General features: G+C 60.8%; 20 protein-coding genes. 11 read left to right on the forward strand and 9 right to left on the reverse strand.

All coding sequences use genetic code 11. From position 1 onward, the window contains the following. Positions 1 to 68: 68 nt before the first annotated feature. Positions 69 to 1,085 carry a P1 family peptidase gene (locus tag ACSQ2Z_RS10685; RefSeq protein WP_436081183.1) on the reverse strand — a complete coding sequence of 339 codons (1,017 nt, stop codon included), beginning with the start codon at positions 1,083 to 1,085 and terminating at the stop codon, positions 69 to 71. Further along, positions 1,082 to 2,170: a branched-chain amino acid ABC transporter substrate-binding protein gene (locus tag ACSQ2Z_RS10690; protein WP_436081184.1), complete on the reverse strand. Its 1,089-nt coding sequence runs from the start codon at positions 2,168 to 2,170 to the stop codon at positions 1,082 to 1,084. Before ACSQ2Z_RS10690 ends, ACSQ2Z_RS10685 begins: the two co-directional genes overlap by 4 nt. Positions 2,171 to 2,399: 229 nt before the next feature. Here ACSQ2Z_RS10690 and ACSQ2Z_RS10695 point away from each other — a divergent pair, with 229 nt between their 5' ends. Then, a complete protein-coding gene (locus ACSQ2Z_RS10695) occupies positions 2,400 to 2,849 on the forward strand; it encodes a flavin reductase family protein (protein WP_436083050.1) in 450 nt (149 codons plus the stop codon). A gap of 46 nt (positions 2,850 to 2,895) precedes the next feature. Then, entirely contained in the window at positions 2,896 to 3,213 is a 318-nt protein-coding gene (locus ACSQ2Z_RS10700) for a TfoX/Sxy family protein (protein ID WP_436081185.1), read from the forward strand. On the opposite strand, the gene ACSQ2Z_RS10705 is transcribed toward ACSQ2Z_RS10700, so the two are convergent. The 5 genes from ACSQ2Z_RS10705 to ACSQ2Z_RS10725 all read right to left on the reverse strand — a co-directional run bounded on the left by ACSQ2Z_RS10705 (position 3,203) and on the right by ACSQ2Z_RS10725 (position 8,088). After that, a complete protein-coding gene (locus tag ACSQ2Z_RS10705) occupies positions 3,203 to 3,625 on the reverse strand; it encodes an NUDIX domain-containing protein (RefSeq protein WP_436081186.1) in 423 nt (140 codons plus the stop codon). The two genes, ACSQ2Z_RS10700 and ACSQ2Z_RS10705, sit on opposite strands and share 11 nt — an antisense overlap. Before the next feature lie 13 nt (positions 3,626 to 3,638). Beyond that, positions 3,639 to 5,162 (reverse strand): DEAD/DEAH box helicase, encoded by a 1,524-nt coding sequence (locus ACSQ2Z_RS10710; protein ID WP_436081187.1) that lies wholly within the window; start codon positions 5,160 to 5,162, stop codon positions 3,639 to 3,641. A gap of 205 nt (positions 5,163 to 5,367) precedes the next feature. Next, positions 5,368 to 6,684, reverse strand: a complete 1,317-nt coding sequence (locus ACSQ2Z_RS10715; protein ID WP_436081188.1) for a M23 family metallopeptidase — start codon at positions 6,682 to 6,684, stop codon at positions 5,368 to 5,370. A gap of 94 nt (positions 6,685 to 6,778) precedes the next feature. Continuing rightward, positions 6,779 to 7,606 carry a ferritin-like domain-containing protein gene (locus ACSQ2Z_RS10720; protein ID WP_436081189.1) on the reverse strand — a complete coding sequence of 276 codons (828 nt, stop codon included), beginning with the start codon at positions 7,604 to 7,606 and terminating at the stop codon, positions 6,779 to 6,781. Then, entirely contained in the window at positions 7,603 to 8,088 is a 486-nt protein-coding gene (locus tag ACSQ2Z_RS10725; RefSeq protein WP_436081190.1) for a peroxiredoxin, read from the reverse strand. Before ACSQ2Z_RS10725 ends, ACSQ2Z_RS10720 begins: the two co-directional genes overlap by 4 nt. A gap of 365 nt (positions 8,089 to 8,453) precedes the next feature. On the opposite strand from ACSQ2Z_RS10725, the gene ACSQ2Z_RS10730 reads away from it, so the two are divergent. Continuing rightward, on the forward strand, positions 8,454 to 11,846 hold the full coding sequence (locus ACSQ2Z_RS10730) for a YhdP family protein (RefSeq protein WP_436081191.1): 3,393 nt from the start codon (positions 8,454 to 8,456) through the stop codon (positions 11,844 to 11,846). 52 nt (positions 11,847 to 11,898) lie between these two features. Here the strand turns inward: ACSQ2Z_RS10730 and tyrS are convergent, their stop codons facing one another. After that, a complete protein-coding gene (gene tyrS / locus ACSQ2Z_RS10735) occupies positions 11,899 to 13,152 on the reverse strand; it encodes a tyrosine--tRNA ligase (RefSeq protein WP_436081192.1) in 1,254 nt (417 codons plus the stop codon). Positions 13,153 to 13,292: 140 nt separating this feature from the next. Here tyrS and ACSQ2Z_RS10740 point away from each other — a divergent pair, with 140 nt between their 5' ends. Further along, positions 13,293 to 14,438 (forward strand): anhydro-N-acetylmuramic acid kinase, encoded by a 1,146-nt coding sequence (locus ACSQ2Z_RS10740; RefSeq protein ID WP_436081193.1) that lies wholly within the window; start codon positions 13,293 to 13,295, stop codon positions 14,436 to 14,438. A gap of 208 nt (positions 14,439 to 14,646) precedes the next feature. Here ACSQ2Z_RS10740 and ACSQ2Z_RS10745 read toward each other — a convergent pair whose 3' ends face one another. Continuing rightward, positions 14,647 to 15,324, reverse strand: coding sequence for an alpha/beta hydrolase (locus tag ACSQ2Z_RS10745; RefSeq protein WP_436081194.1), 678 nt, complete (start codon positions 15,322 to 15,324; stop codon positions 14,647 to 14,649). A 226-nt stretch (positions 15,325 to 15,550) separates the two neighbouring features. Between ACSQ2Z_RS10745 and ACSQ2Z_RS10750 the strand changes: the two genes are divergently transcribed. From ACSQ2Z_RS10750 to sufA, 7 genes are all read left to right on the forward strand, one after another. Further along, positions 15,551 to 16,717: a cysteine desulfurase family protein gene (locus ACSQ2Z_RS10750; protein WP_436081195.1), complete on the forward strand. Its 1,167-nt coding sequence runs from the start codon at positions 15,551 to 15,553 to the stop codon at positions 16,715 to 16,717. 144 nt (positions 16,718 to 16,861) lie between these two features. Continuing rightward, a complete protein-coding gene (gene sufB / locus ACSQ2Z_RS10755) occupies positions 16,862 to 18,331 on the forward strand; it encodes a Fe-S cluster assembly protein SufB (RefSeq protein ID WP_436081196.1) in 1,470 nt (489 codons plus the stop codon). A 76-nt stretch (positions 18,332 to 18,407) separates the two neighbouring features. Then, positions 18,408 to 19,163: a Fe-S cluster assembly ATPase SufC gene (gene sufC, locus ACSQ2Z_RS10760; protein WP_436081197.1), complete on the forward strand. Its 756-nt coding sequence runs from the start codon at positions 18,408 to 18,410 to the stop codon at positions 19,161 to 19,163. Positions 19,164 to 19,175: 12 nt separating this feature from the next. Further along, on the forward strand, positions 19,176 to 20,450 hold the full coding sequence (gene sufD / locus ACSQ2Z_RS10765) for a Fe-S cluster assembly protein SufD (RefSeq protein ID WP_436081198.1): 1,275 nt from the start codon (positions 19,176 to 19,178) through the stop codon (positions 20,448 to 20,450). Positions 20,451 to 20,463: 13 nt separating this feature from the next. Then, positions 20,464 to 21,705 carry a cysteine desulfurase gene (locus ACSQ2Z_RS10770; RefSeq protein WP_436081199.1) on the forward strand — a complete coding sequence of 414 codons (1,242 nt, stop codon included), beginning with the start codon at positions 20,464 to 20,466 and terminating at the stop codon, positions 21,703 to 21,705. Positions 21,706 to 21,716: 11 nt separating this feature from the next. Beyond that, positions 21,717 to 22,097 carry an SUF system Fe-S cluster assembly protein gene (locus ACSQ2Z_RS10775; RefSeq protein ID WP_436081200.1) on the forward strand — a complete coding sequence of 127 codons (381 nt, stop codon included), beginning with the start codon at positions 21,717 to 21,719 and terminating at the stop codon, positions 22,095 to 22,097. 91 nt (positions 22,098 to 22,188) lie between these two features. Next, positions 22,189 to 22,581 carry a Fe-S cluster assembly scaffold SufA gene (sufA, locus tag ACSQ2Z_RS10780; protein ID WP_436081201.1) on the forward strand — a complete coding sequence of 131 codons (393 nt, stop codon included), beginning with the start codon at positions 22,189 to 22,191 and terminating at the stop codon, positions 22,579 to 22,581. Positions 22,582 to 22,593 lie beyond the last annotated feature (12 nt).

The raw sequence follows: 22,593 nt of genomic DNA on the forward strand, positions 1-22,593 counted from the left end.
AAAAACTGTTTTGCGGCCAATAACACTGCTTTTCGCCGCAAACAACATTGGTGAACAACGCTTTGGCGTCATGCGGTTCTGTCACCCTGCGACCAGACGGGAAGGAGATCGATTTCTGCGGCCGTCGCATCATGAACGCCGCGCGCGATCGCACGCGCCATGGTCGATGCCGCCACGGCGCCAAGATCGATGAAATCCTGTACGGAAACGGTTTTTCCGCTCGTGCCTGTCGCAAGGGCAAAGACGAGATCGCCGTCGAGCGGCGTGTGTGACGGCCAGAGCGCCCGCGAAAAACCGTCATGGGCCGCAATTGCGAGCCTCTTCGCTTCCGCCTTGGTCAGGATGGCGTCGGTGGCGATGACGGCGATGGTGGTGTTTTGCGTTTCCTTCTGCCGGGCGCGGAACTTGATGCGGAGTTCGCGGGCATCCTGCGGGAAAGGCTGCGGCATGCCGAGCCCGCCGAATTCCACGCCCTCTTCGAAGGGGGCAGCCCAAAAATGCCGGGTATCGCCGATGGTTGCGGAGCCGAGCGCATTGACGGCAACCAGCGCGCCGATGGTGATGCCGTTATTCATTATCGTCGAGGCTGTGCCGAGGCCGCCCTTGAATGTGGCGGTCAAAGCGCCAGTCCCGGCGCCCGCGGTGCCTGTCATGAAATCCTCAGATGCCGCCTGGACCGCCGCGTAGCCGAGTTCGCGATAGGGTGGATACAGCCCCCAATCCTTGGCGCCGCCGTTGATCAGGTCGAACAGGATGGCGGCAGGCACGATGGGAATACGAAACGCGCCGACGGCAAAGCCGCGTCCCATTTCCCGCAGCGCCGCCTGGACGCCGGAGGCCGCGTCGAGACCGAAGGCCGAGCCGCCGGACAGGACGACCGCATCGACCGTCTGCACGGTATTGTGCGGATCGAGCAGGTCCGTCTCGCGCGTGCCGGGCGCCCCGCCCAGCACCTGAACGGCGGCGATGGCTGGCTGATCGCAGACGACAACGGAAACGCCTGATTTCAGGCGATGATCCTCGGCATTACCGACCCTGAGGCCTGCGACGTCGGTAATCGAATTTTTCGGGCCGGCGCGCATCATTCGGTTCCCGTGGCAGTGGGAGCGGGCACGAAACGGCCGTCTTGCCACCGGAGGAGCCGGTAGGGATTGTCCGCCAGTTCATGGTCTGCATTGAAGCCGATCGGGCCGATCGCGGTTTGATAGGGACCTTTGAGGAGCGCCTCGAGAAGCGGCGCGTCGTCTTTGCCGGCCTGGTCCTTCGCCTGTTCCAAAAGGGCAACGGCGGAAAATGCCGGCAAGACGTAACCTTCCGGAATAAGCTTCGCCACAGTCATCGCCTCGCGGAGCACCTTTGCCTCAGGCCGAGTAGCATAGTCCGGCAATGACACGGCCAGCACGCCATTCGTAAGCGCTACAGGCTGATCGGCTGCATTCAAGGCTTCGCCGCCCATCAGCGTCAGTGCGACCTCTTCGGCGGCGGCGTCGCGGGCGATGATGGCCGTGTCGGGCCGGTCGCCGCCAGTAAAGACATGCGTGGCACCGCTCTTTGCCAGCCGCCGCACAAGGCTGACCTGCTGTTCCTGCGCCGGACGGTAGGTATCGGAAAACACCGGCGTCAGTCCGACCTCGGCCAGAGCCCCGCGCACGCTTTCCACCAGTTCGCGCCCGTGGATCGTCCCGTCCTCGATCAGCGCCAGCGGCTCGTTCTTCCAGCGCGACAGGATGATCTCGGTGACCCTGGCCGCCTCCATCCGGGCGCTCGGCACGAGACGGAAGAACGGCCACTTCTTTTTCAGTGCGTCCTCCATCAGGACATCGGAACGCACGCTCAGTGACAGCGCAGGAATGCCGGCCTCGGCGAGCGCGGGAAGCGTTGCCTCGAGGCTCTCTGTGCAGAGAAACCCGATTGCGGCTTCCGCGCCGCTCGCAGCCAAGGCCTTCCTCAGGTTTTCCGCGTCGTTCGGTTCGCACGTTTCAGGTACCGAGATGATCTCCGACCCGCGATCGCCGGCCTGGAAGCGCGCGCCATCGAGCATCTGCTTTCCGAGCAGCGCGAACGGTCCTTCAACCGGCGCGACGACCGCGATCTTCACGCCTGCCGCCAGCACGGGAGCCGGCTGCACCGATCCGGCAATGAGGAGGCTTGCGATAATCGAACGGAACATGCGCTTTTCCAGATGGATAATGGGCATGTTTTAAAGATGTGGCCGAAGGCGTCAAAGGAAAAGATCGTGACCTTCGCCGCGTGAACGGCAATTGCCGCGCATGACCAAGAAAAACCGGCTGATGGCTTTTATATTTTGCCGTAGCGTCTATGTGTAAAATGCGAACACCGATCTGGAGACTGCCGTGTTGGACAAGACCCAACTGGATCCGCTGACCTACCGCGATGCCATGAGCCGCCTGGCCGGCCACGTCCATATCGTGACGGCAGTTCATGAAGGCGAACGCCGCGGCGTGACGATCACTGCGGCATGCTCGGTGTCCGACAGTCCGGCGACGCTGCTCGTCTGCCTCAATGGTGCCAACCCGAGAAATGACATTTTTGCGCGTAGCGGCAGCTTTGCCCTCAATCTGCTCGGCGCCGACCAGATGGATCTCGCCCATGTCTTTTCCGGCCGGAACAATATCGAACCTGCCGCACGGTTTGAACACGGCACATGGGATGAGTTGAAGACCGGCGCGCCCATTCTTCGCGAGGCCGTCGCGGCATTCGATTGCCGGCTGATCGATATCAAGACTGTCGCCACGCACATCGTGCTTTTCGGCGAGGTCGTCGGCGTCACCCTCGGCGAACAAAAACCGGCTCTCGTCTACCTGGATCGGGATTATCGCACGCTGTAATTTCCTCTAAGGGAACCGAGGAAACAGAGCGAAAGGTCAATAGAAAATGGACAATGCGGCAATCGAGGAGATGTTTGCGGCCCTCGGTCCGGTCACGGTCAGGCGCATGTTCGGCGGCAAGGGCATCTATTTCGAGGGCCGTATCCTGGCGCTGGAGGTGGATGGCGACATCTTGCTCAAGGCTGATACCGAAAGCGCGCCGGATTTCGAGGCTGCGGGAAGTTCGCAATGGGCCTATGACGGCAAGGGAAAGCCGGTGAAAATGCCTTACTGGTCCATTCCAGACGAAGCGTTCGACGATCCGGACGAGATGGCCCGCTGGGTACGGCTTGCCTATGAGGCCGCCTTGCGCGCTAAGAAATAGCCATCGACTTCAGCGCCTTGACCGCATCCTGCGCGAACACCGAAAGCGGCTGCGGCAGATCGTCGAGCGCATACCAGCCGATTTCAGAGAGCTTGTCGGGCTCCATCAGCCGTGGTTCGCCGGAGAAATCCTCCGTCACGAAAATCAGTGAGACCCAGTGGTGGCGGTCGGCTTCGACGCGTTGCTCGCTGAGGCAGAGAAACCGCGCGGAATGGATTGTCAGGCCGCTTTCCTCTTCCGCCTCGCGGCGCGCGGCGTCCGCCGCAGTCTCCATATGATCGACCTTGCCGCCGACGATACTCCAATAGCCGGCTTCCGGTGCCTTCAAGCGCTTGCAAAGCAAAAGCTTGCCGTCGTTCAAGACGGCAAGCCCTGATCCCACACCGGGGAAATCAATGCCTGGATGGGCCATGCGACTGCCTGAATCAGGCCTTGCCGGCGATCAGCATGAAGGCCGGAATATCGTCGCCGAAGCCGATCGGCGTCGGACCATCGTCGTGATCGCGGCGATAGCGGTTGCGCCGATCGCGATTGTCGTCGTTGGCAGGATGCGGCTGAGGCGCAGGGCGATTGCTGTGGCGGCCGGCATTCTGCGGTTTCGTGTCTGCCTTGCGTTCTGATCTCACAGGTTCTGCCTTTGCTGTAACCGGTTCCTGGTCCGTCGGTATATCGTCTGATTTGATGTCCGATTTGTGACTGTGCACCGGACGGGGCGCGTGGTCACGGTCCCGGTCGTTGCGGCGTCCGCCACGCTTACCGTCACGGCCGCCGCGCTCGGACTTGCCGCTGTCGTGGCTTTCCATCGGGGCGGGCAGGGCGGAAAGGTCGCCATTCAGCCACTCGACCTTCTTGTCGATCAGCTTTTCGATGGCGTCGGCAAACTTCATGTCGCGCTTCGAAACCAGCGTGAAGGCGGCACCGGAACGCCCGGCGCGGCCAGTGCGGCCAATGCGGTGGACATAGTCTTCCGCGTGGATCGGCACATCGAAGTTGAACACGTGGCTGACATCCGGGATATCGAGACCGCGGGCTGCAACGTCGGAGGCGACGAGCAATTGGATCTGGCCGTCCTTGAAACTTGCGAGCATCTTCGTTCGCGAGCTCTGGTCCATATCGCCGTGCAACGCGCCGACCGAAAAACCGTGGCGGCTCAGCGATCGGAACAGATCGGCCACGTCGAGCTTGCGGTTGCAGAAGATGATGGCGTTCTTCAGCTCTTCCTGGCTCTGGATCAGGTCGCGCAGCACCGCGCGTTTTTCGTAATCCTTGCTGTGGGTCGCGACCAGGCGCTGCGTCACGGTCGTTGCTGTCGAGGAACGGACGGAGACCTCGACGCGTTCCGGGTTCTGCAGGAAGCGGTCGGCGAGCTTCTGGATTTCCGGTGGCATGGTTGCCGAGAAGAACAGCGTTTGGCGCGTGAACGGGATCAGTTTGGCGATGCGCTCGATATCCGGAATGAAGCCCATGTCGAGCATGCGGTCGGCTTCGTCGATGACGAGGATTTCAACGCCGGTCATCAGAAGCTTGCCGCGCTCGCAGTGATCGAGCAGGCGGCCGGGCGTGCAAATCAGCACATCGGCGCCGCGTTCCAGCTTGCGGTCTTGTTCGTCGAAGGACACGCCGCCGATCAGGAGGGCGATGTTGAGTTTGTGGTTCTTGCCGTATTTTTCGAAATTCTCGGCAACCTGGGCTGCAAGTTCGCGCGTCGGCTCAAGGATCAGCGTGCGCGGCATGCGAGCACGGGCGCGTCCCTTTTCGAGCAGCGTCAGCATCGGCAGCACGAACGACGCCGTCTTGCCGGTTCCCGTCTGGGCAATGCCGAGAATATCACGCCGCTGCAGCGCTGGCGGAATGGCGCCTGCCTGGATCGGCGTAGGAATGGTGTAGCCCGCATCGGTAACTGCGGAAAGAACTTTTTGGCTCAGGCCAAGGTCTGAAAAAGTGGTCAAAGGGAAATCTGTTTCCGTTCCGGTTCGGTCGAACTCTTGTGACTCGGCAAATGCTTTCGTTGCCGTCGCTGGGGCTCATAGTCCCATAGGCAGACAAAGTCAAGAAAACCGGCATTCTGCTCCGAAACAGAGTGAATAAACGGCCTGCCATCAATGGGATGGCTCCGGCTGACCTCCAAAGGTCCCGGTCACAAAACGACATTTGTCAGTTTATGTAGTGGCTCAGCTTTATGCCGGCCGTCAGGAAGCGTATCGGATCGACGGCCTCGCCGTTCAGACGGACCTCATAATGCAGATGCGGCCCGGTCGAGCGGCCGGTGCTGCCGGAGCGGCCAATCGCTTCGCCTGCCGAAATCATGTCACCGACATTGACGAGTATGGATGACAGATGGGCATAACGCGTCGTGATGCCGTTGCCGTGGTCGATCTCGACCATATTGCCGTAGCCGCCGCTCTTGCCGGCCGTGATCACGGTTCCGGGCGCTGTCGCAACGATCCGCGTTCCTATCGGCGTGCGAAAATCGATGCCGGCATGCAAGGCCAGCCGCCCGAGAAACGGGTCGAGGCGATTGCCGAAGCGGCTGGTGATGTCGCTCGCCGGAGAGGGATTGTTGAACGGCAATTTCCGCGTCTGGCTGCGGACGTGTTCGAGCCGGGCAAGCGCCGTGTCGAGCGCGACGAGGGAGTTGTCGTAGACCTCGGTGGGTTGCGGCTCGACGAACGGCCCGCCGATCGCCGTTACGTCGTCCACTTCAGCTCCAACCGTCGCCTGTGGCTCGTCGTCAACGACCTTGATACCCGTGCGAGCGACAATGTTCACGATGGCATCGGTGGCCTGCGAAGCGCCTGCCGTCAGCGTCTGGATGCGATGCTTCTGTGCCTGTTCTATGTCCTTTAGGGAAAGGGTAACCTTGGAGAACAGCCGGTCGGCCCGGTCAGACATGGTTTCCTGGCCGCCACTGGCGGATACCGGCGCATAGGCGATCGCCATCTGCTGTTGCGCCGGCTGGCCGCCGATATCCATTAGCCGCTCGATCGCCTTGATCCCGCCGCTTGCATCGGCGCGCTTTTCATCGGTCTCTGGTGCCCCGACCGGCTGGGCATCTTCCTGCGCAAGACCGGATTCCTCTGCCCGATCGAGAAGCGTGCCGAGCTTGCCGTGACGGGATGTCAGCGCCATTTGCCGTTGGAGCAGTTTTTCGACCTTGTCCTCGACGACCTGCTGGTCGAGAAGCTGGCGGCTTGTCACCCGGTCGACCTGGGCGCGCAGGGCGGCGATCCGGTCCTCATACTCATGCTGCATGCGCGCCTGGCGTGCCATGGTGCCGCCGATCAGATCATCGCGCAGCACGAGATAGGAGGTTGCCGCAAGATAACCGATCGAGAAGACCGAGATGAAGCAGATCGACAGCGCGGCCATCCAGGGCTGGAAGGTCATGTGGCGAACCTTGTCGCCGCTTGCGACGATGATGATGTGCTTTTGTGCGCGCTTGCCGAAGACCCGGCTTTCCGTAGACACCAACTCACCCCCAGCGCGTGCGATTCTGCGTATTCTGATGAGGTTGATTAGATACTGTTAAGGTTAATAAAGCCTTTGCCCGCCGCGCGCAGCTTCGTCAGGTGTTCACCGAGGCCGTCATCGACCGGTAGAACGACGGTGTCAAACCGGCTTCAGCCCGGGCTATGTCGTTGAACGGCGCCTTCAGGGGGCCACGGAAATTGGCCCGGACAAGGGATTGAAATGCCGCTGCCGGGTCCTTCTTCTGGCGGGCGCAGAGAAAGCGGAACCATTTGGCGCCGACGGCGACATGGCCTTTTTCGTCTTCATAGATCACGTCGAGCACCGCCGCGCTCTCAAGGTCGCCGGCTTCCCGCATCTTCGCCTGCAGGGCAGGCGTGACGTCGAGGCCGCGTGCCTCGAGAATAAGCGGCACGACGGCGAGACGCGCCGTGAGGTCATTGCGAGTATCGTGCGCCGCCTGCCAAAGCCCGTCGTGGGCGGGCAGGTCGCCATAATCGGCGCCGAACTGGCGCAACCGGTCGCGGACCAGGCGAAAATGCTTGGCTTCCTCGAACGCCACCCGCATCCAGCCGTCGAAGAAGGAGTTCGGCACCGGCTCGCTGGCAAAACGCGCGGCGATGTCGAGGGCGAGATCAACGGCATTGAGTTCGATATGGGCAATGGCATGGAGCAGGGCGATCCGCCCCTTCTCCGTCGTCAGTGCTCGCTTGGGCACTTGCCGTGGCGGAATGAGATCGGGCTTCTCAGGGCGGCCGGGGCGATCGGGAACTTGCGTATCGAGCGGCGACCGCAAGGACAGGCTGCGCGCGCTCCAGCGACGCGCGACTTCCTGTGCCAGAAGCGTTTTCACGTCGAGGTCGGCGGCGCGGATTGCGCGCGCGGCGCCGTCACGCAGGCTGTGGATCGCCGGCAGGTCCGTCATTTTTGGCCGCTTTCTGCAAGACTTCTCACTGCGGCCAGCACCTCTTCGGCGTGCCCGGGAACCTTCACCTTTTCCCATACCCGCCGGACAATACCCTTTGCGTCGATCAGCACAGTGGTCCGCTCGACGCCCATATATTTCCTGCCATACATGCTTTTTTCGACCCAGACGCCGTAGTCGTTCAGGACAGCCTTTTCTTCGTCGGCAGCGAGAATGACAGAGAGATCGTATTTCTTCGCGAACTTGTCGTGCTTCTTGACCGAATCGGGCGACATCCCGATCACCACGGCCCCGGCGGCTGCAAAATCGCCGGCGAGCGCCGTAAAGGCAATGGATTCCGCGGTACAGCCGCTGGTATCGTCCTTCGGATAGAAGAACAGCACGACGGATTTTCCCCTGAATTGCGCCAGCGAGACGATGCCGCCGCCATTGCGGGGAAGAATAAATTCCGGCGCAAAGGCACCTTCTTTCAAATTCGCCATGGATATTCCTTTTTTCTGCGCCAGATGCTGCGGCGGTTATCGCAAGAGGCTTATCGAATCTGAACCCGCCGCGTCCAGCGCCGAGTGGTCAGCGCCGAGTGGAATGAGCGATCCTGTTGGACAGGAAGTTGAGCCCGGCTGCAGACATCGTTTGCCCTGCCTTTCTTCTTTAACTACTGTGGAACTGATGCAAATGCCTGTGGGGCAGGGCCCTTTGGCATTCTCGGATGAAAATCCGAAAAAATCAGCCACGACAGCGTGAGCAAGGTGCGGATGGCGAAGCGTTGTCTTGCCGCGCTGCGAGATGGAATCTGGAAAAGGCACCGCATGAACTTTTTGACAATTCCGGGAGGCCGCCGGCGCCGATGAATGAAATCCGCGGCGAAAAGGTATCGTTTCGCAAGGAGGACATCGTCGCTCTGCATTCCCTGCCGTCGGCGCAGGCGCACGACCCGTGCATCGTACGTGCGCCGCACAAGCGCGGCATGGCGCACCTTGTTTTCATGACGACTGTTGTCATTATCGCAATCGTCTTTCTTCTCGGCGCCGTGCTGTTGGCAACGATTGAAGGCGGGCTGCTGGACGGACCGCTCAATGCGCGGGCGCAGACGGCGTTGAACGCAGCGATCGGCGACGGCTATCATGCAGAGGTCGGCAGCACCGTGCTGCGCGTGACATCGAACGGCGGCCTCGCTCTCAAGGCGCAGGACGTCGCACTGGTCGAAAATACCTCCAAAAAGCGCCTGGTGACCACCAAATCCGTGTTTATCGAACTCAATCCAATCGCGCTGTTAAGCGGGAGGATTGCCGTGTCGCGACTGGAGGCAGAGGGGGCGGTGCTCGATCCCTCCTTGCTGCCCGAGGGCAAACCGATCGATCTGACGGCGATACGCGTTGCCGATGTTGCCAGCGGACTGGAATTCGTTTTCAACCAGATGGACGGCATCTCGCAGCTGATCAGCCGCAGCAATACCGAATCTGTCCGGATCGCGGACCTGCAACTGTCTTTTGCAGGACCGCGCAAGCGTATTGTTCCTGTGGTCGTGGATGCCGTTGATTTCAAACGCAGCAATGACGGCTCGATGCAGATCGACGGGGCTTTCACGGTGGCTGGTGAGGCCGCTGACCTGCATTTGCGCGCCAGCCGACAGAGCGACCGCATCGCCCAGCTCGATGGCACGGTGACCGGACTGCCGCTTTCGGCGCTTCTGCACCGGGATGAGACTGCCACGGAGCCTGCCTTCGGCATCAAGAGCCGCGCTGATCTCAGTATTACCGCGACGCGCGCTGCCAATGGTGCGACGCCGACACTTGAATTGAGCACCCGGACAAGCGCGGGGGCATTTGACGCCGGCGGCTTCACCTCGGAGCTGAAACAATCCGAGCTTAACGTCACCTATGACTTCGCTCGCGGCAGGATAGAAATTCTGCCGTCCATCGTGCGGGTTGGCCGGTCGGTCTTTCCCTTTACCGGGGCGATCGCCGACCTGGATCACACCACGCCTGCCGGCAAAAAAGGATTCTCGCTGGATATCCTGTTGCAATCGGCCAGTTCCGCGCCTGTCGATGTCGAGGAACCGCCGCTGATCTTCGACGCCAAGGCGCAAGGCCGGTTTCTGTCGGAAAGCCACGAGCTTGTCTTCGACGAACTGGCCGTGTCGAGCAAACTTGGCACGGCTGCCGGCTCGCTTGCCATGACCTTTGGCGAAACGTCGCCGCAGGTCAGCTTTGCCCTCGTCACGGACAAGCTGAAGTCGGCGGCGGTCAAGCAGCTCTGGCCCTGGTGGGTCGGAAAGAACGCGCGCCGCTGGGTGGTCAACAACATCTTTGGTGGAACCGTCACCGACGGCAGGATTGAAGTCTTCCTGCCGATGGGGCGCGTAACCCGCACCGTCGGTCCAATCGATCTGAACGGCGATGAACTCAACGTCCGCTTCGACATCACGGACGCCCGTGTGAATATTGCCGGCGACATCCCGCCGCTGCGCGACGCGGCCGGTGCATTCACGCTGAAAGGCGAGCACCTTGACGTGCAGATCGATCGGGGAACCGCCTATTTCCCGTCCGGCCGTTCGGTAACTCTCAATGGCGGCAATTTCGTCATCCCGAACACCTACGAAAAGCCGCTGATCGCCGAAATGAAACTGGACGTTGGCGGGCAGGCGGACGCAATCGCGGAACTCGTCAGCTACCGGCCCATTGCCGCCCTGCAGAGAACGCCGTTCAAGCCGGAGGACTTTTCGGGTGAAATGACGGCGCAGGTCGGGGCGCGGTTTGGGCTTGTGAGAGCACAGAACCCACCGGCGCCGCAATGGCAGGCGCAGATGCTGCTCGACGGCGTGACCGTTAACAAGCCGATATCCGGACGCGCGATCTCAAACATCGAGGGCACGCTCAGAATCGATCCGCAACAGGCGGTATTGGAGGCGAAAGCCGACATCGATGGTGGTGCGATGGATATCTCGCTTGTGGAACCAGTCGGGTCAGACAGCGCCGTCAGGCGAAAACGGGAGATTTCCGGGACGCTCAAGGACGGAGCACTTGCCAAGCTGGCCCCCGGCCTGGCGCAAATCATCAGCGGGCCCGTTTCGCTGGATATCCTGATTGATGAAAAGGACCGACACACGGTTTCGGCCGACTTTGGCAATGCGTCGATTTCGCTGCCCTGGATCGGCTGGTCGAAGGGCCCGGGGATTGCGGCGAAGGCGACGTTTTCGGCCTCAACCACCGGCGGCGTCACGCAGATCGATGACCTGAAGCTCAATGGCGGCAGTTTTGGCGCAGCCGGCAAGCTCGTGATCGACAAATCGGGGCTGATTTCGGGCCAGTTTTCGTCGGTGCGGCTGGCTCAGGACGACAACTACGCCGTCAGCATCAAGCGCCAGAAGGGTGGATTTGCAGTCAAAGTCAATGGCAGCGTTGCAGATATCCGCCCGGTGATCGAACGACTGCGCACGTCTTCCGGGAACGACAAGATGGATTCGACACGAATCGCCTTGGACGCGAACCTGCAGCAGGTGATCGGATTCCATTCCGAGACCCTGTCGGACCTCAATCTGAATTACATCGCAAGGGGCCAGCAGATCGATGCCGTCAATCTCTCCGCGGTCACCGATAGCGGTCAGGCGGTCGTGGCCAGGCTTACGCAAAATGGCCCGGACAATATTCTGGAGCTGACCAGCGGCGATGCCGGCTCGCTGGCCCGGTTCGCAAATGTCTACAGCAACATGCGCGGCGGCCTGTTGAACGTGAAGCTGCGCGACAGGGGCGCCAGTTCCTGGCGGGGAAACGTCGATATCCGCAAATTTTCGCTTGTCAACGAAGCGCGGCTGCAATCCATCGTTTCCACGCCAACCGGCGCCGATGGCCGAAGCCTGAACCAGGCGGTGAAAAGGGACATCGACGTCAGTTCGGCGCGTTTCGAACGTGGTTTCGCAAATGTGATGCTCGACGACGGGACGGTCGCGGTCGACCGCGGGGTCGTACGCGGTACTGATATCGGCGCAACCTTCCAGGGGATGGTACGCGACAGGAACGGCAATATGGACATGACCGGCACGTTCATGCCGGCTTACGGCCTGAACCGATTGTTCGGCGAATTGCCGCTGATCGGCGTGCTTCTCGGCAATGGCCGCGACCGCGGCCTGCTCGGGATCACCTTCAAGCTGACAGGACCGTTCGTAAAACCGAACCTGACGATCAACCCGCTGTCGATCATCGCGCCGGGCGTGTTCCGCAGCATCTTCGAGTTCCAATAAAAAACCGGCGGGGTTGCCGCCGGTTTCAAAAAATGCTCGACGGTGCCGCCGATCAGGCGGGCCGCACGAGAATATGCTTCTTCTTGCCGAGCGACAGCTTAATGACGTTTTCGGCAGTGATCTCGCCGGTGCCGATGATCTCCCGGTCGTCGCTGATCACCTTGTCGTTGACACGAACCGCACCGTCTTTCAGGAACTGGCGGACCTTGCCGTTGGATTCCGCCAGACCGGCACGAACAAACAGGGTCAGAACGCCGACCCCGGCTTCGAGCTCTGCCGCCGGCACGTCGATCGAAGGCAGGTTTTCGGCAAGCGCGCCCTCTTCAAAGGTCTTGCGTGCGGTTTCTGCGGCTTCTTCCGCAGCAGCACGGCCGTGCAGCATGGCAGTGATCTCGGTCGCGAGGATCTTTTTGACCTCGTTGATTTCCGCGCCGCCAAGCTGTGACAGACGGCCGATCTCGCTCATCGGCAGGGTCGTGTAGAGTTTGAGGAAGCGCGACACGTCGGCATCCTCTGTGTTACGCCAGTATTGCCAGAAGTCGTAGGCCGACAGCATTTCCGGATTGAGCCAGATCGCGCCATTGACCGACTTCCCCATCTTGGCACCAGAAGAGGTGGTAAGCAGAGGCGAAGTCAGCGCGTAGAGCTGCGGCGTGCCCATGCGGTGACCGAGGTCGAGACCGTTGACGATGTTGCCCCACTGGTCGGAGCCGCCCATCTGCAAGCGGCAGCCGGTGCGCTTGTAAAGCTCGACGAAATCGTAGGCCTGCAGGATCATGTAATTGAATTCCAGGAACGACAACGACTGCTCGCGGTCGAGCCTCATCTTGACGCTGTCGAAGGCAAGCATGCGGTTGACCGAGAAGTGGCGGCCGACGTCGCGCAGGAATTCGAGATAGTTGATGCCGAGCAACCAATCGGCATTGTTGATCATCCGGGCATCCCTCGGCCCATCACCATAAGTCAGGTAATTGGAGAACACGGTTTTGATGCTGGCGATGTTGGAGGCAATCGTTTCCGGCGTCATCAGCTGCCGTGCCTCGTCCTTGAAGGACGGGTCACCGACCATGCCGGTGCCACCGCCCATCAGCGAGATCGGCCTGTGGCCGGTCGCCTGCAGCCAGTGCAGCATCATGATCTGGATGAGGCCCCCGGCATGCAGGCTGGGCGCCGTCGGATCGAACCCGATATAGGCCGTCACGATTTCCTTGTTGAACAGCGCATCGAGGCCAGCGTCGTCGGACGTCTGGTGGATGAAACCGCGTTCCTGGAGAGTGTGAAGGAAATCGGACTTGAACTCGGACATGACCTGTCTCTTTCGGTGGGCTGTTTGGATTAACGCTTGTTGGATATTTGCGCGGCGTTTAGCACTGTTTCTTGAAAAGTGCACCTGTTTGCGTCGGGAATGTTTGAGGAAGCACCAATGCCTGCGAGGTGGGAGCGCTGATGACGAAGATCATAAGAACGGCCATCGGCCTGATGAGCGGCACGAGCATGGATGGCATCGATATCGCTCTGTTGCGCACTGACGGTGAAAACGTGGTCGAACGCGGGCCGTCCATGGGCAACCAGTATGAGCCGGCTTTCCGCAATCGGCTCAAGCAGGCACTGGTCGATGCGCGGGATTTGACCGACAGGACAGCGCGGCCCGGCGATCTTGCTGCCGTGGAACGAAACCTGACGTTACGGCATGCCGTAGCGTTAAGCGATTTTCTCTATCGGCATGATGTGCCGCCCGCCAAAATCGATGTGATCGGTTTTCACGGGCAGACCGTTCTCCATCGCCCGGACGAGGCGCTCACGGTGCAACTTGGCGATGGCGCGCTGCTTGCGCAGGTGACCGGCATTCCGGTCGTCTATGACATGCGCGCAAACGACATGGTTCACGGCGGCCAAGGCGCACCGCTCATTCCCATCTATCATGCCGCACTCGCCGCAAGCGCGGGCCACGCCTTGCCGACGGTTTTCGTCAATATCGGCGGCATCTCCAATCTCACCTTTATCGGCAGGAACGGCGAGATCGTGGCCTACGACAGCGGGCCGGGAAATACGCTGATCGACCAATGGGTGGAAATGCATACAGGCGCCGCTTACGACCACGGCGGAGAAATCGCCAGCACCGGACAGGTCTTGCCGATATTGGCCGACCGCTATCTCGGCAATTCCTTCTTTTCCTCCAATCAGCGTCGGTCGCTGGATCGCAATGATTTCCTGCCGCCGGCGATCGGTGAGGCCGGCCTTGCGGACGGTGCGCGCACGCTTGCCCATGTCGCGGCTGCCGCCATTGTCAAATCGGCAAGGCATCTTCCCGAGCCTCCAGCGCGCTATGTCGTCTGCGGCGGCGGTCGGCTGAACCGCGTCATCATGCGCGATCTCTCGGAGTTCGCCCGGTCACAAAACGCGGCGGTCATTGCCGCGGAGGAGGCGGGCCTCGATGGGGATGCCATGGAGGCGGAAGCCTGGGCCTATCTTGCCGTTCGCTCGTTGCGAGGTTTGCCGCTGACATTCCCGGGCACGACAGGCGTGACTGCGCCGGTCACCGGCGGCATCCTCGGCATGCCCGGCGAAACAGCGATTTTGCGCCCCGATTAATATCCTTTACGCACTGGTCTCTGCCGCGGATTCCATAGCAGATGCGATCAACGGGTGGATGGCGCGCAATATTAGCCAAGAAAGCGGACGCAATCGAGTCAACCGGACGCGCCATGCAACGGCGACAAGCGGGGAAACAGTGGCAGGCCAAGACGTGACGATGATCAGCAAATGAAAAGGCGGGGAACTCCCCGGCCTTTTCTAGATCTCAGCGGATGCGCTTGGCCGCCGGCTCCGGCGTCAGTTCGCCGGCAAGCCGCCGGTCGAGATAGTCTTCGCATTCCGCCATCAGCGTGTCGACCTGGCCATTGAAGAAGTGGTTCGCACCCGGCACGGTCTTGTGGGTGATCAGGATACCCTTCTGTGCTTTCAGCTTGTCGACCAGATTGTTGACGTCCTTTTCCGGCGCCACCTTGTCGAGATCACCATTGATGATCAGGCCCGACGACGGGCAGGGGGCGAGGAACGAGAAGTCGTAGGTGTTCGGCTGCGGCGCGATCGACATGAAGCCTTCGATCTCCGGCCGGCGCATCAGGAGCTGCATGCCGATCCAGGCGCCAAAGGAATAGCCGGCGACCCAACAGCTCTTCGAATCCGGGTGCATGCTCTGAACCCAGTCGAGTGCCGAGGCCGCATCGGACAGTTCGCCGGCGCCATGGTCGAACTCGCCCTGGCTGCGGCCGATCGAACGGAAGTTGAAGCGCAGTGTGGTGAAGCCGCGCTTCTGGAACATGTAGAACAGCTGGTAGACGATCTGGTTGTTCATCGTCCCGCCGAATTGAGGATGCGGGTGCAGGACGATGGCGATCGGGGCGTTCTTCTGCTTGGACGGCTGGTAACGGCCTTCGAGGCGACCGGCCGGTCCGTTGAAGATGATTTCGGGCATTGGCTCTCCGGGCATGTTTATGGCACTAAAAAACGCGTTCCGGTGCTTCAGCAGTCTTGACGAAAGCAGTCAGCTTTTCTAGAACGTAGTTTAGAACCATTCAAAACTTTGACACGGTCTTTCCGTGCGAGTGTCGTCTCTTACGGCAAGCGACGCGAAAATTTCAAGGAAAATGCACCGGCCGCTACCTTTAACATGGCAACCGGTCATTCTTTGGCAAGGGAACATGAGAGAAGCGCGCATTTATATGGACTGGAATGCCACCGCGCCGCTTTTGCCGGCAGCGCGCGAGGCCTGCCTGTCTGCACTCGACCTTGCCGGCAACCCGTCATCCGTCCATGGCGAAGGTCGCAAAATCCGCGCGTTGATCGAGAATGCCCGGCGTGATGTTGCCGCATTGTGTGGCGCGCAGCCGGCAAGCGTGACGTTCACCAGCGGCGCGACCGAGGCGGCCAACTGGGTGCTGACGCCCGATTTCCGCGTGGGCAAGACGCCGCTGAAGATCGGCCATCTCTATATTTCGGCCATCGAACATCCCGCCATTCGCGAAGGCGGCCGTTTCGGCAGACACGAGATCAGCGAAATCACGGTGACGCCGGCAGGCATACTGGACCTTGCAGCGCTTGAAACAGCACTTGCGGCGCATGACCGCCAGACCGGCCTGCCAATGGTCGCCGTCATGCTCGCCAACAACGAAACCGGCATCGTTCAGCCGATCGCGAAGGTCTCACACCTCCTCAAGGCGGCCGGCGGCATTCTGGTTGTCGATGCGGTCCAGGCCGCCGGCCGACTTCCGCTGTCGATCGAAGATCTCGGTGCCGACTTCCTGATCGTCTCGTCGCACAAGATCGGCGGGCCGAAGGGGGCAGGCGCGCTGATTGCACGCGGTGAAATCCTGATGCCTTCAGCGCTGATCCGTGGCGGCGGCCAGGAAAAGGGACATCGTTCGGGCACCGAAAATCCTGCGGCCATCGCCGGGTTTGGGGCTGCGGCGCGCGCCGCGGTAGATGAGCTTGAGAAACGGATGACCGCCGTGTCGGCGTTGCGCGACAATCTGGAAAGCGCGATGGCCGCCGCAGCACCCGACGTCATCATTCATGGCAGAAGCGGGCCTCGGCTCGGCAATACGACATTCTTCACGTTGCCCGGCCTCAGAGCCGAGACAGGCCAGATTGCTTTCGATCTGGAAGGTGTCGCTTTGTCGGCAGGGTCGGCCTGTTCGTCCGGCAAGGTCGGCCAGAGCTATGTTCTGTCGGCCATGGGGCACGATCCGGGACAGGGCGCATTGCGGATATCGATCGGGTCGTCTACCACGCGGGCCGAGATTGACCGGTGTGCAGAGGTCTTTGCAAAGGTCGCAGCGCGGCGCAGGCTTTCGGGTGCTGCCGCCTGATGACGATAAAGTTGCGGAAATTCAAATTTCCGCATGGCAAACGGGGTGAAAATCGCCCCTTAGCCATTACATAAGCGGTGCGACGAAAATTGCATCGTACTGACAAGCTGCCGGACCTTGTATCCGGCGAGATTGGAGAACGACATGGCTGCCGTGCAGGAAACAATCGATCAGGTCGCCCTGATCGATGTGGACCAGTACAAATACGGGTTTGAGACGAAGATCGAGATGGACAAGGCGCCCAAGGGCTTGTCCGAAGACATCATCCGTTTCATTTCGGCGAAGAAGCAGGAACCGGAGTGGATGCTCGAGTGGCGTCTCGGCGCCTATCAGCGCTGGTTGACACTTGAAGAGCCGACCTGGGCGCGGGTCAACTACCCGAAGATCGATTTCAACGATATCTACTATTACGCCGCGCCCAAGAGCACGCCCGGCCCGACATCGATTGACGATGTCGATCCGGAAATTTTGAAGGTCTATGAAAAGCTCGGTATTCCGCTACGCGAGCAGGAAATGCTCGCTGGCGTGAAAACCTCGAGAATTGCCGTCGATGCGGTATTCGATTCCGTTTCGGTCGTGACCACCTTCAAGGAAGAGCTGAAGAAGGCCGGCGTGATCTTCATGTCGATTTCCGAGGCGATCCGCGAGCATCCGGATCTCGTCAAGAAATATCTCGGCACTGTCGTTCCGACGACCGACAACTATTATGCGACACTGAACTCGGCTGTCTTCACCGACGGTTCCTTCGTCTTCGTTCCAAAGGGCGTCCGCTGCCCGATGGAGTTGTCGACGTATTTCCGCATCAACGAGAAGAACACCGGCCAGTTCGAGCGGACCCTGATCATCGCGGAAGAAGGCGCCTACGTTTCCTACCTCGAAGGCTGCACCGCGCCGCAGCGCGACGAAAACCAGCTGCACGCGGCCGTCGTCGAACTGGTTGCGCTGGACGATGCCGAAATCAAGTATTCGACCGTCCAGAACTGGTATCCGGGCGACAAGGAAGGTAAGGGCGGCATCTACAACTTCGTGACCAAGCGTGGCGATTGCCGCGGCAGGAACTCGAAGATCTCGTGGACGCAGGTCGAAACCGGCTCTGCCATCACCTGGAAATACCCGTCCTGCATCCTGCGCGGAGACAATTCGCGCGGCGAGTTTTATTCGATCGCCGTTTCGAACGGTCATCAACAGATCGATTCAGGCACGAAGATGATCCATCTCGGCAAGAACACGTCGAGCCGCATCATCTCCAAGGGCATCGCCGCCGGCGTATCGCAGAACACCTATCGCGGCCAGGTCTCGACCCACCGCAAGGCGGAAAATGCCCGCAACTTCACGCAGTGCGACAGTTTGCTGATCGGCGACAAGTGCGGCGCCCATACGGTGCCCTACATCGAGGCGCGCAACTCCTCGGCTCAATTCGAGCATGAAGCGACGACGTCGAAGATCTCGGAAGACCAGCTGTTCTACTGCCTGCAGCGCGGCATTCCGACGGAAGCGGCGATCGCGCTGATCGTCAACGGCTTCGTCAAGGAAGTCATCCAGGAACTGCCGATGGAATTCGCGGTCGAAGCGCAAAAGCTGATCGGGATTTCGCTGGAAGGCTCGGTCGGCTAAACGGCATCACACACTTGAACCCGATGCGCAGATCATCGCGCACGATGTTTATTCTTTTCCCAAAGGGAAGATCGAAATGCTTGAAATCAAGAACCTGCATGCCCGCATCGCCGAAGACGGCACTGAAATCATCCGCGGCCTTGACCTGACCGTAAAGGCTGGCGAAGTCGCCGCTATCATGGGCCCGAACGGCTCCGGAAAGTCGACGCTGTCCTACATCCTGTCCGGTCGTGAAGACTATGAAGTCACCGACGGTGACATCCTCTACAATGGCGAGAGCGTTCTAGAGCTCGACCCGTCCGAACGGGCGGCCAAGGGCATCTTCCTTGCCTTTCAGTATCCGGTTGAAATTCCGGGCGTCGCCACCATGCAGTTCCTCAAGGTGGCGCTGAACGAACAGCGCAAGTATCGTGGCGAGGAAGAGCTTTCGACGCCGGACTTCATCCGCCGCGTCAAGGATGCCGCCGCCAAGCTGCAGATCAACCCCGACATGCTGAAGCGCCCCTTGAACGTCGGGTTTTCCGGCGGCGAAAAAAAGCGTGCGGAAATCCTGCAGATGGCGCTGCTTGAGCCGAAGCTCTGCGTTCTCGACGAAACCGACAGCGGCCTCGACATCGACGCCCTGAAGATCGTCGCCGACGGCGTCAACGCGCTGCGGTCGCCGGATCGTGCCGTCGTCGTCATCACGCACTACCAGCGCCTGCTCGAATATATCGTGCCGGACAGCGTCCACGTTCTCTACAAGGGCCAGATCATCAAGTCCGGCGACAAGTCGCTTGCGCTCGATCTCGAAGCCAACGGCTATGCCGATATCATTGACGCGGCGGCCTGAGGAGTGCTGGGGATGAACATGCAAACGGCGATAACGATGACGGCCGCCGAAACGGCCCTCGTCGATGCCTATGCCGCACAGATTGGCGAACTGCCTGGCGAAGGTGCCGTCTTGTCGGCGCGCGACACGCTGCTCGCCGATCTGAGAAAACAGGGCCTGCCGACGCGCCGCGTCGAATCCTGGCATTATACCGATCTGCGCGCGCTTCTGCGTAGCGTTCCGGCTGTCGATCCGACGGCTTTCGCGGAGCGCGTCGACCCGCTGGTTGCCGGCTCGTCCGTGCTCTCCGTTCTGAACGGCAAGGCCGATCCGAAGGGCGCGCCGGCCGGTGTCAACGTCCGGTCCTATGCCGAAAGCCTCGTTGACGGCGTTGCCGCTGCCGACCTCGTCGAGCGCGACGTCGACGACGCGATTGGGCGCATCAACGGTAGCTTCGTGTGCGACGGCTTCGAGATCGAGGTTCAGGAGGGCACCGAGCTCGAACAGCCGCTGGAGCTTCAGCTGGTGCAGAGCGCCGGCCAGAGTCACACGCGGTTCCCGGTCACGTTTGGCGCCAATACAAAGGCGATGGTCATCGAGCGCCATCTCTCCGTTAGCGAGGCGCCGAGCCTCGTGACGACGGTTTGTGACCTGATCCTCGATGACGGTGCGGAGATCACCTGGGTCATCCTGCAGCAGCAGGGGGGCGCTGATAGCCATCTCGCCCAGGTCAATTTCGATCTCGGCGCAAACGCAAAGTTCAGGCTGTTCGTCATCAATGCCGGCGGCAAGCTGGTGCGCCAGGAGGTTCACGGCGTCACCACGGGCGAGGGCTCCGATTTCCAGCTGCGGGGCATCAACCTGCTCGGCGGCGAAACGCATACCGATGTGACCTTCACGCTCGGCCACGACGTCCCGCACACGACATCGACGGAAGTCATTCGAAACGTAGTGCTCGATCGCGCCAAGGGTGTCTTCCAGGGCCAGATCCGGGTCGCCCCCGACGCGCAGAAGACCGACGCGAGGATGGCATGCAACACGCTGCTCCTCTCCGACGACGCCGATTTTTCGGCAAAGCCGGAGCTGGAAATCTTCGCCGACGACGTTCAGTGCGGCCACGGCGCAACGGTGATCGATATCAACGCGACGCAGCTTTTCTACCTGCGCGCCCGCGGCATCCCGGAAAACAAGGCGCGGGCGATGATGGTCAATGCCTTCGTCGACGAGATCGTCGAGGAGTTGGAAGTCGAAGCAGTGATCGAGCCGTTGGAAGCAATCATCGCAGCCTGGCTCGAGAAGCACGCCTGATTGGATAATTGACATGGAACATACGGTGCCGGTGCCTGCCTATGACGTCGAAGCGATCCGCAAGGATTTTCCGATCCTGTCGCGGACCGTCTACGGCAAGCCGCTCGTCTATCTCGACAATGGCGCCTCGGCGCAGAAGCCGCAGGTGGTTATCGACGCCGTTGCCCATGCCTATGCCAACGAATATGCCAACGTCCACCGCGGCCTGCATTTCCTGTCGAATGCCGCGACGGATTCCTATGAGGGCGCGCGTGAAAAGGTGCGCCGCTTCCTGAACGCGGCGTCGGTCGACAACATCATCTTCACCAAGTCCTCGACGGAGGCGATCAATGCGGTTGCCTACGGCTACGGCATGCCGAAAATCGGCGAGGGCGATGAGATCGTCCTGTCGATCATGGAACATCACTCCAACATCGTGCCGTGGCATTTCATCCGCGAACGGCAGGGCGCCAAGCTCGTCTGGGCGCCGGTCGACGACCAGGGCGTGTTCCATATCGACGATTTCGTCAAATGCCTGAGCGATCGCACCAAGCTGGTGGCGATCACGCATATGTCGAATGCGCTGGGCACGGTCGTTCCGGTCAAGGAGATTTGCCGTATCGCCCACGAGCGCGGCATTCCGGTGCTGATAGATGGCAGCCAGGGCGCGGTCCATATGCCGGTCGACGTCCAGGATATCGATTGCGACTGGTATGTCATGACCGGCCACAAGCTCTACGGCCCCTCGGGTATCGGAGTGCTCTACGGGAAGTCGGACCGCTTGCGCGAAATGCGTCCCTTCATGGGCGGTGGCGAGATGATCTTCGAGGTAACCGAAGACAACGTCACGTACAACGATCCGCCGCACCGTTTCGAAGCGGGCACGCCGCCGATCGTCCAGGCGATCGGCCTCGGTTACGCGCTCGATTACATGGAAAAGCTCGGCCGTGCGGCAATCGCCGCCCACGAGGCCGATCTCGCCGCCTATGCCTTTGAGCGTCTTTCGTCCGTCAATTCGTTGCGCATCTTCGGGACAGCGCCCGGCAAGGGTGGTATCTTTTCCTTCGAACTCGAAGGGATCCATTCCCATGACGTGTCGATGGTCATCGACCGGGCGGGGGTAGCGGTCAGGGCAGGCACGCATTGCGCCCAGCCGCTCTTGAAACGCTTCGGCGTGACCTCCACATGCCGTGCATCCTTCGGTCTCTATAATACACGAGGCGAAGTGGATGCGCTCGTCGATGCGCTGGATCATGCCCGCAAGTTCTTTGCGTAAGGAATAGTCTGATGAGCCTTGATACGACCGAAGACAAGATCAATGTCCGCGAAGGGATCGTTCATTCCGCAATCCCGGCAGACGAACTGGCGCGCCTCAGCGACGACATCATCTCGGCTTTGAAGACGGTCTACGATCCCGAAATCCCGGCCGATATCTTCGAACTCGGGTTGATCTACAAGATCGATATCGAAGACGACCGGATGGTCAAGATCGCCATGACGCTGACGGCGCCCGGCTGCCCGGTGGCCGGCGAGATGCCGGGCTGGGTGGAGAATGCGGTGGGCGCCGTCGAAGGCGTGTCCGGCGTCGAGGTATCGATGACCTTCGATCCGCCATGGACGCCTGACCGCATGTCCGAAGAAGCGCAGGTCGCCGTCGGTTGGTACTGATCAGCGTATTGATCCCTTAACCGCCGCGCATTACATTCTGGACTCGGAAAGCATCAGGCCTTGAACCTGGTTGCGCTAAGGAGAATGGCCGATGGGCTTTGCAGTCATGAGTTTGAGCGATGCGGCCGCTGGCCGCGTCAAGGCGATCGTCGAGAATGCCGGCGGCGAGGCCGAGGGTATCCGTGTGTCGATCAAGAAGGGTGGTTGCGCCGGCATGGAATATGCCATCGATCTGGTGACCGCAGCCAACCCCAAGGACGACCTTGTCGAGCATCAGGGCGCCAAGGTCTGGGTAGCACCTGAAGCCGTCCTTTACCTCCTCGGCACCCGCATGGACTTCGAAGTCACGACGCTGCGCTCGGGGTTCACCTTCAACAATCCCAACCAGACTTCGGCCTGCGGCTGCGGCGAATCGGTCGAGCTCAAACCGGCCGACCTTGCAGCGCTCGCAGCCAAGGGCGACGCTGTGGTGCGCGCCGGCTAAGCGTTTCGGAGC

Source organism: Pararhizobium sp. LjRoot235 (assembly GCF_964254145.1).
GTDB lineage: Bacteria > Pseudomonadota > Alphaproteobacteria > Rhizobiales > Rhizobiaceae > Pararhizobium.

What these genes read in the sequence shown, in the direction of transcription:
- ACSQ2Z_RS10685 (WP_436081183.1), bottom strand. Translation starts at nt 1,085, where the DNA reads ATGATGCGCGCCGGCCCGAAAAATTCGATTACCGACGTCGCAGGCCTC.
- ACSQ2Z_RS10690 (WP_436081184.1), bottom strand. Translation starts at nt 2,170, where the DNA reads ATGTTCCGTTCGATTATCGCAAGCCTCCTCATTGCCGGATCGGTGCAG.
- ACSQ2Z_RS10695 (WP_436083050.1), top strand. Translation starts at nt 2,400, where the DNA reads ATGAGCCGCCTGGCCGGCCACGTCCATATCGTGACGGCAGTTCATGAA.
- ACSQ2Z_RS10700 (WP_436081185.1), top strand. Translation starts at nt 2,896, where the DNA reads ATGGACAATGCGGCAATCGAGGAGATGTTTGCGGCCCTCGGTCCGGTC.
- ACSQ2Z_RS10705 (WP_436081186.1), bottom strand. Translation starts at nt 3,625, where the DNA reads ATGGCCCATCCAGGCATTGATTTCCCCGGTGTGGGATCAGGGCTTGCC.
- ACSQ2Z_RS10720 (WP_436081189.1), bottom strand. Translation starts at nt 7,606, where the DNA reads ATGACGGACCTGCCGGCGATCCACAGCCTGCGTGACGGCGCCGCGCGC.
- ACSQ2Z_RS10725 (WP_436081190.1), bottom strand. Translation starts at nt 8,088, where the DNA reads ATGGCGAATTTGAAAGAAGGTGCCTTTGCGCCGGAATTTATTCTTCCC.
- ACSQ2Z_RS10730 (WP_436081191.1), top strand. Translation starts at nt 8,454, where the DNA reads ATGAATGAAATCCGCGGCGAAAAGGTATCGTTTCGCAAGGAGGACATC.
- tyrS (WP_436081192.1), bottom strand. Translation starts at nt 13,152, where the DNA reads ATGTCCGAGTTCAAGTCCGATTTCCTTCACACTCTCCAGGAACGCGGT.
- ACSQ2Z_RS10740 (WP_436081193.1), top strand. Translation starts at nt 13,293, where the DNA reads ATGACGAAGATCATAAGAACGGCCATCGGCCTGATGAGCGGCACGAGC.
- ACSQ2Z_RS10745 (WP_436081194.1), bottom strand. Translation starts at nt 15,324, where the DNA reads ATGCCCGAAATCATCTTCAACGGACCGGCCGGTCGCCTCGAAGGCCGT.
- ACSQ2Z_RS10750 (WP_436081195.1), top strand. Translation starts at nt 15,551, where the DNA reads ATGAGAGAAGCGCGCATTTATATGGACTGGAATGCCACCGCGCCGCTT.
- sufB (WP_436081196.1), top strand. Translation starts at nt 16,862, where the DNA reads ATGGCTGCCGTGCAGGAAACAATCGATCAGGTCGCCCTGATCGATGTG.
- sufC (WP_436081197.1), top strand. Translation starts at nt 18,408, where the DNA reads ATGCTTGAAATCAAGAACCTGCATGCCCGCATCGCCGAAGACGGCACT.
- sufD (WP_436081198.1), top strand. Translation starts at nt 19,176, where the DNA reads ATGAACATGCAAACGGCGATAACGATGACGGCCGCCGAAACGGCCCTC.
- ACSQ2Z_RS10770 (WP_436081199.1), top strand. Translation starts at nt 20,464, where the DNA reads ATGGAACATACGGTGCCGGTGCCTGCCTATGACGTCGAAGCGATCCGC.
- ACSQ2Z_RS10775 (WP_436081200.1), top strand. Translation starts at nt 21,717, where the DNA reads ATGAGCCTTGATACGACCGAAGACAAGATCAATGTCCGCGAAGGGATC.
- sufA (WP_436081201.1), top strand. Translation starts at nt 22,189, where the DNA reads ATGGGCTTTGCAGTCATGAGTTTGAGCGATGCGGCCGCTGGCCGCGTC.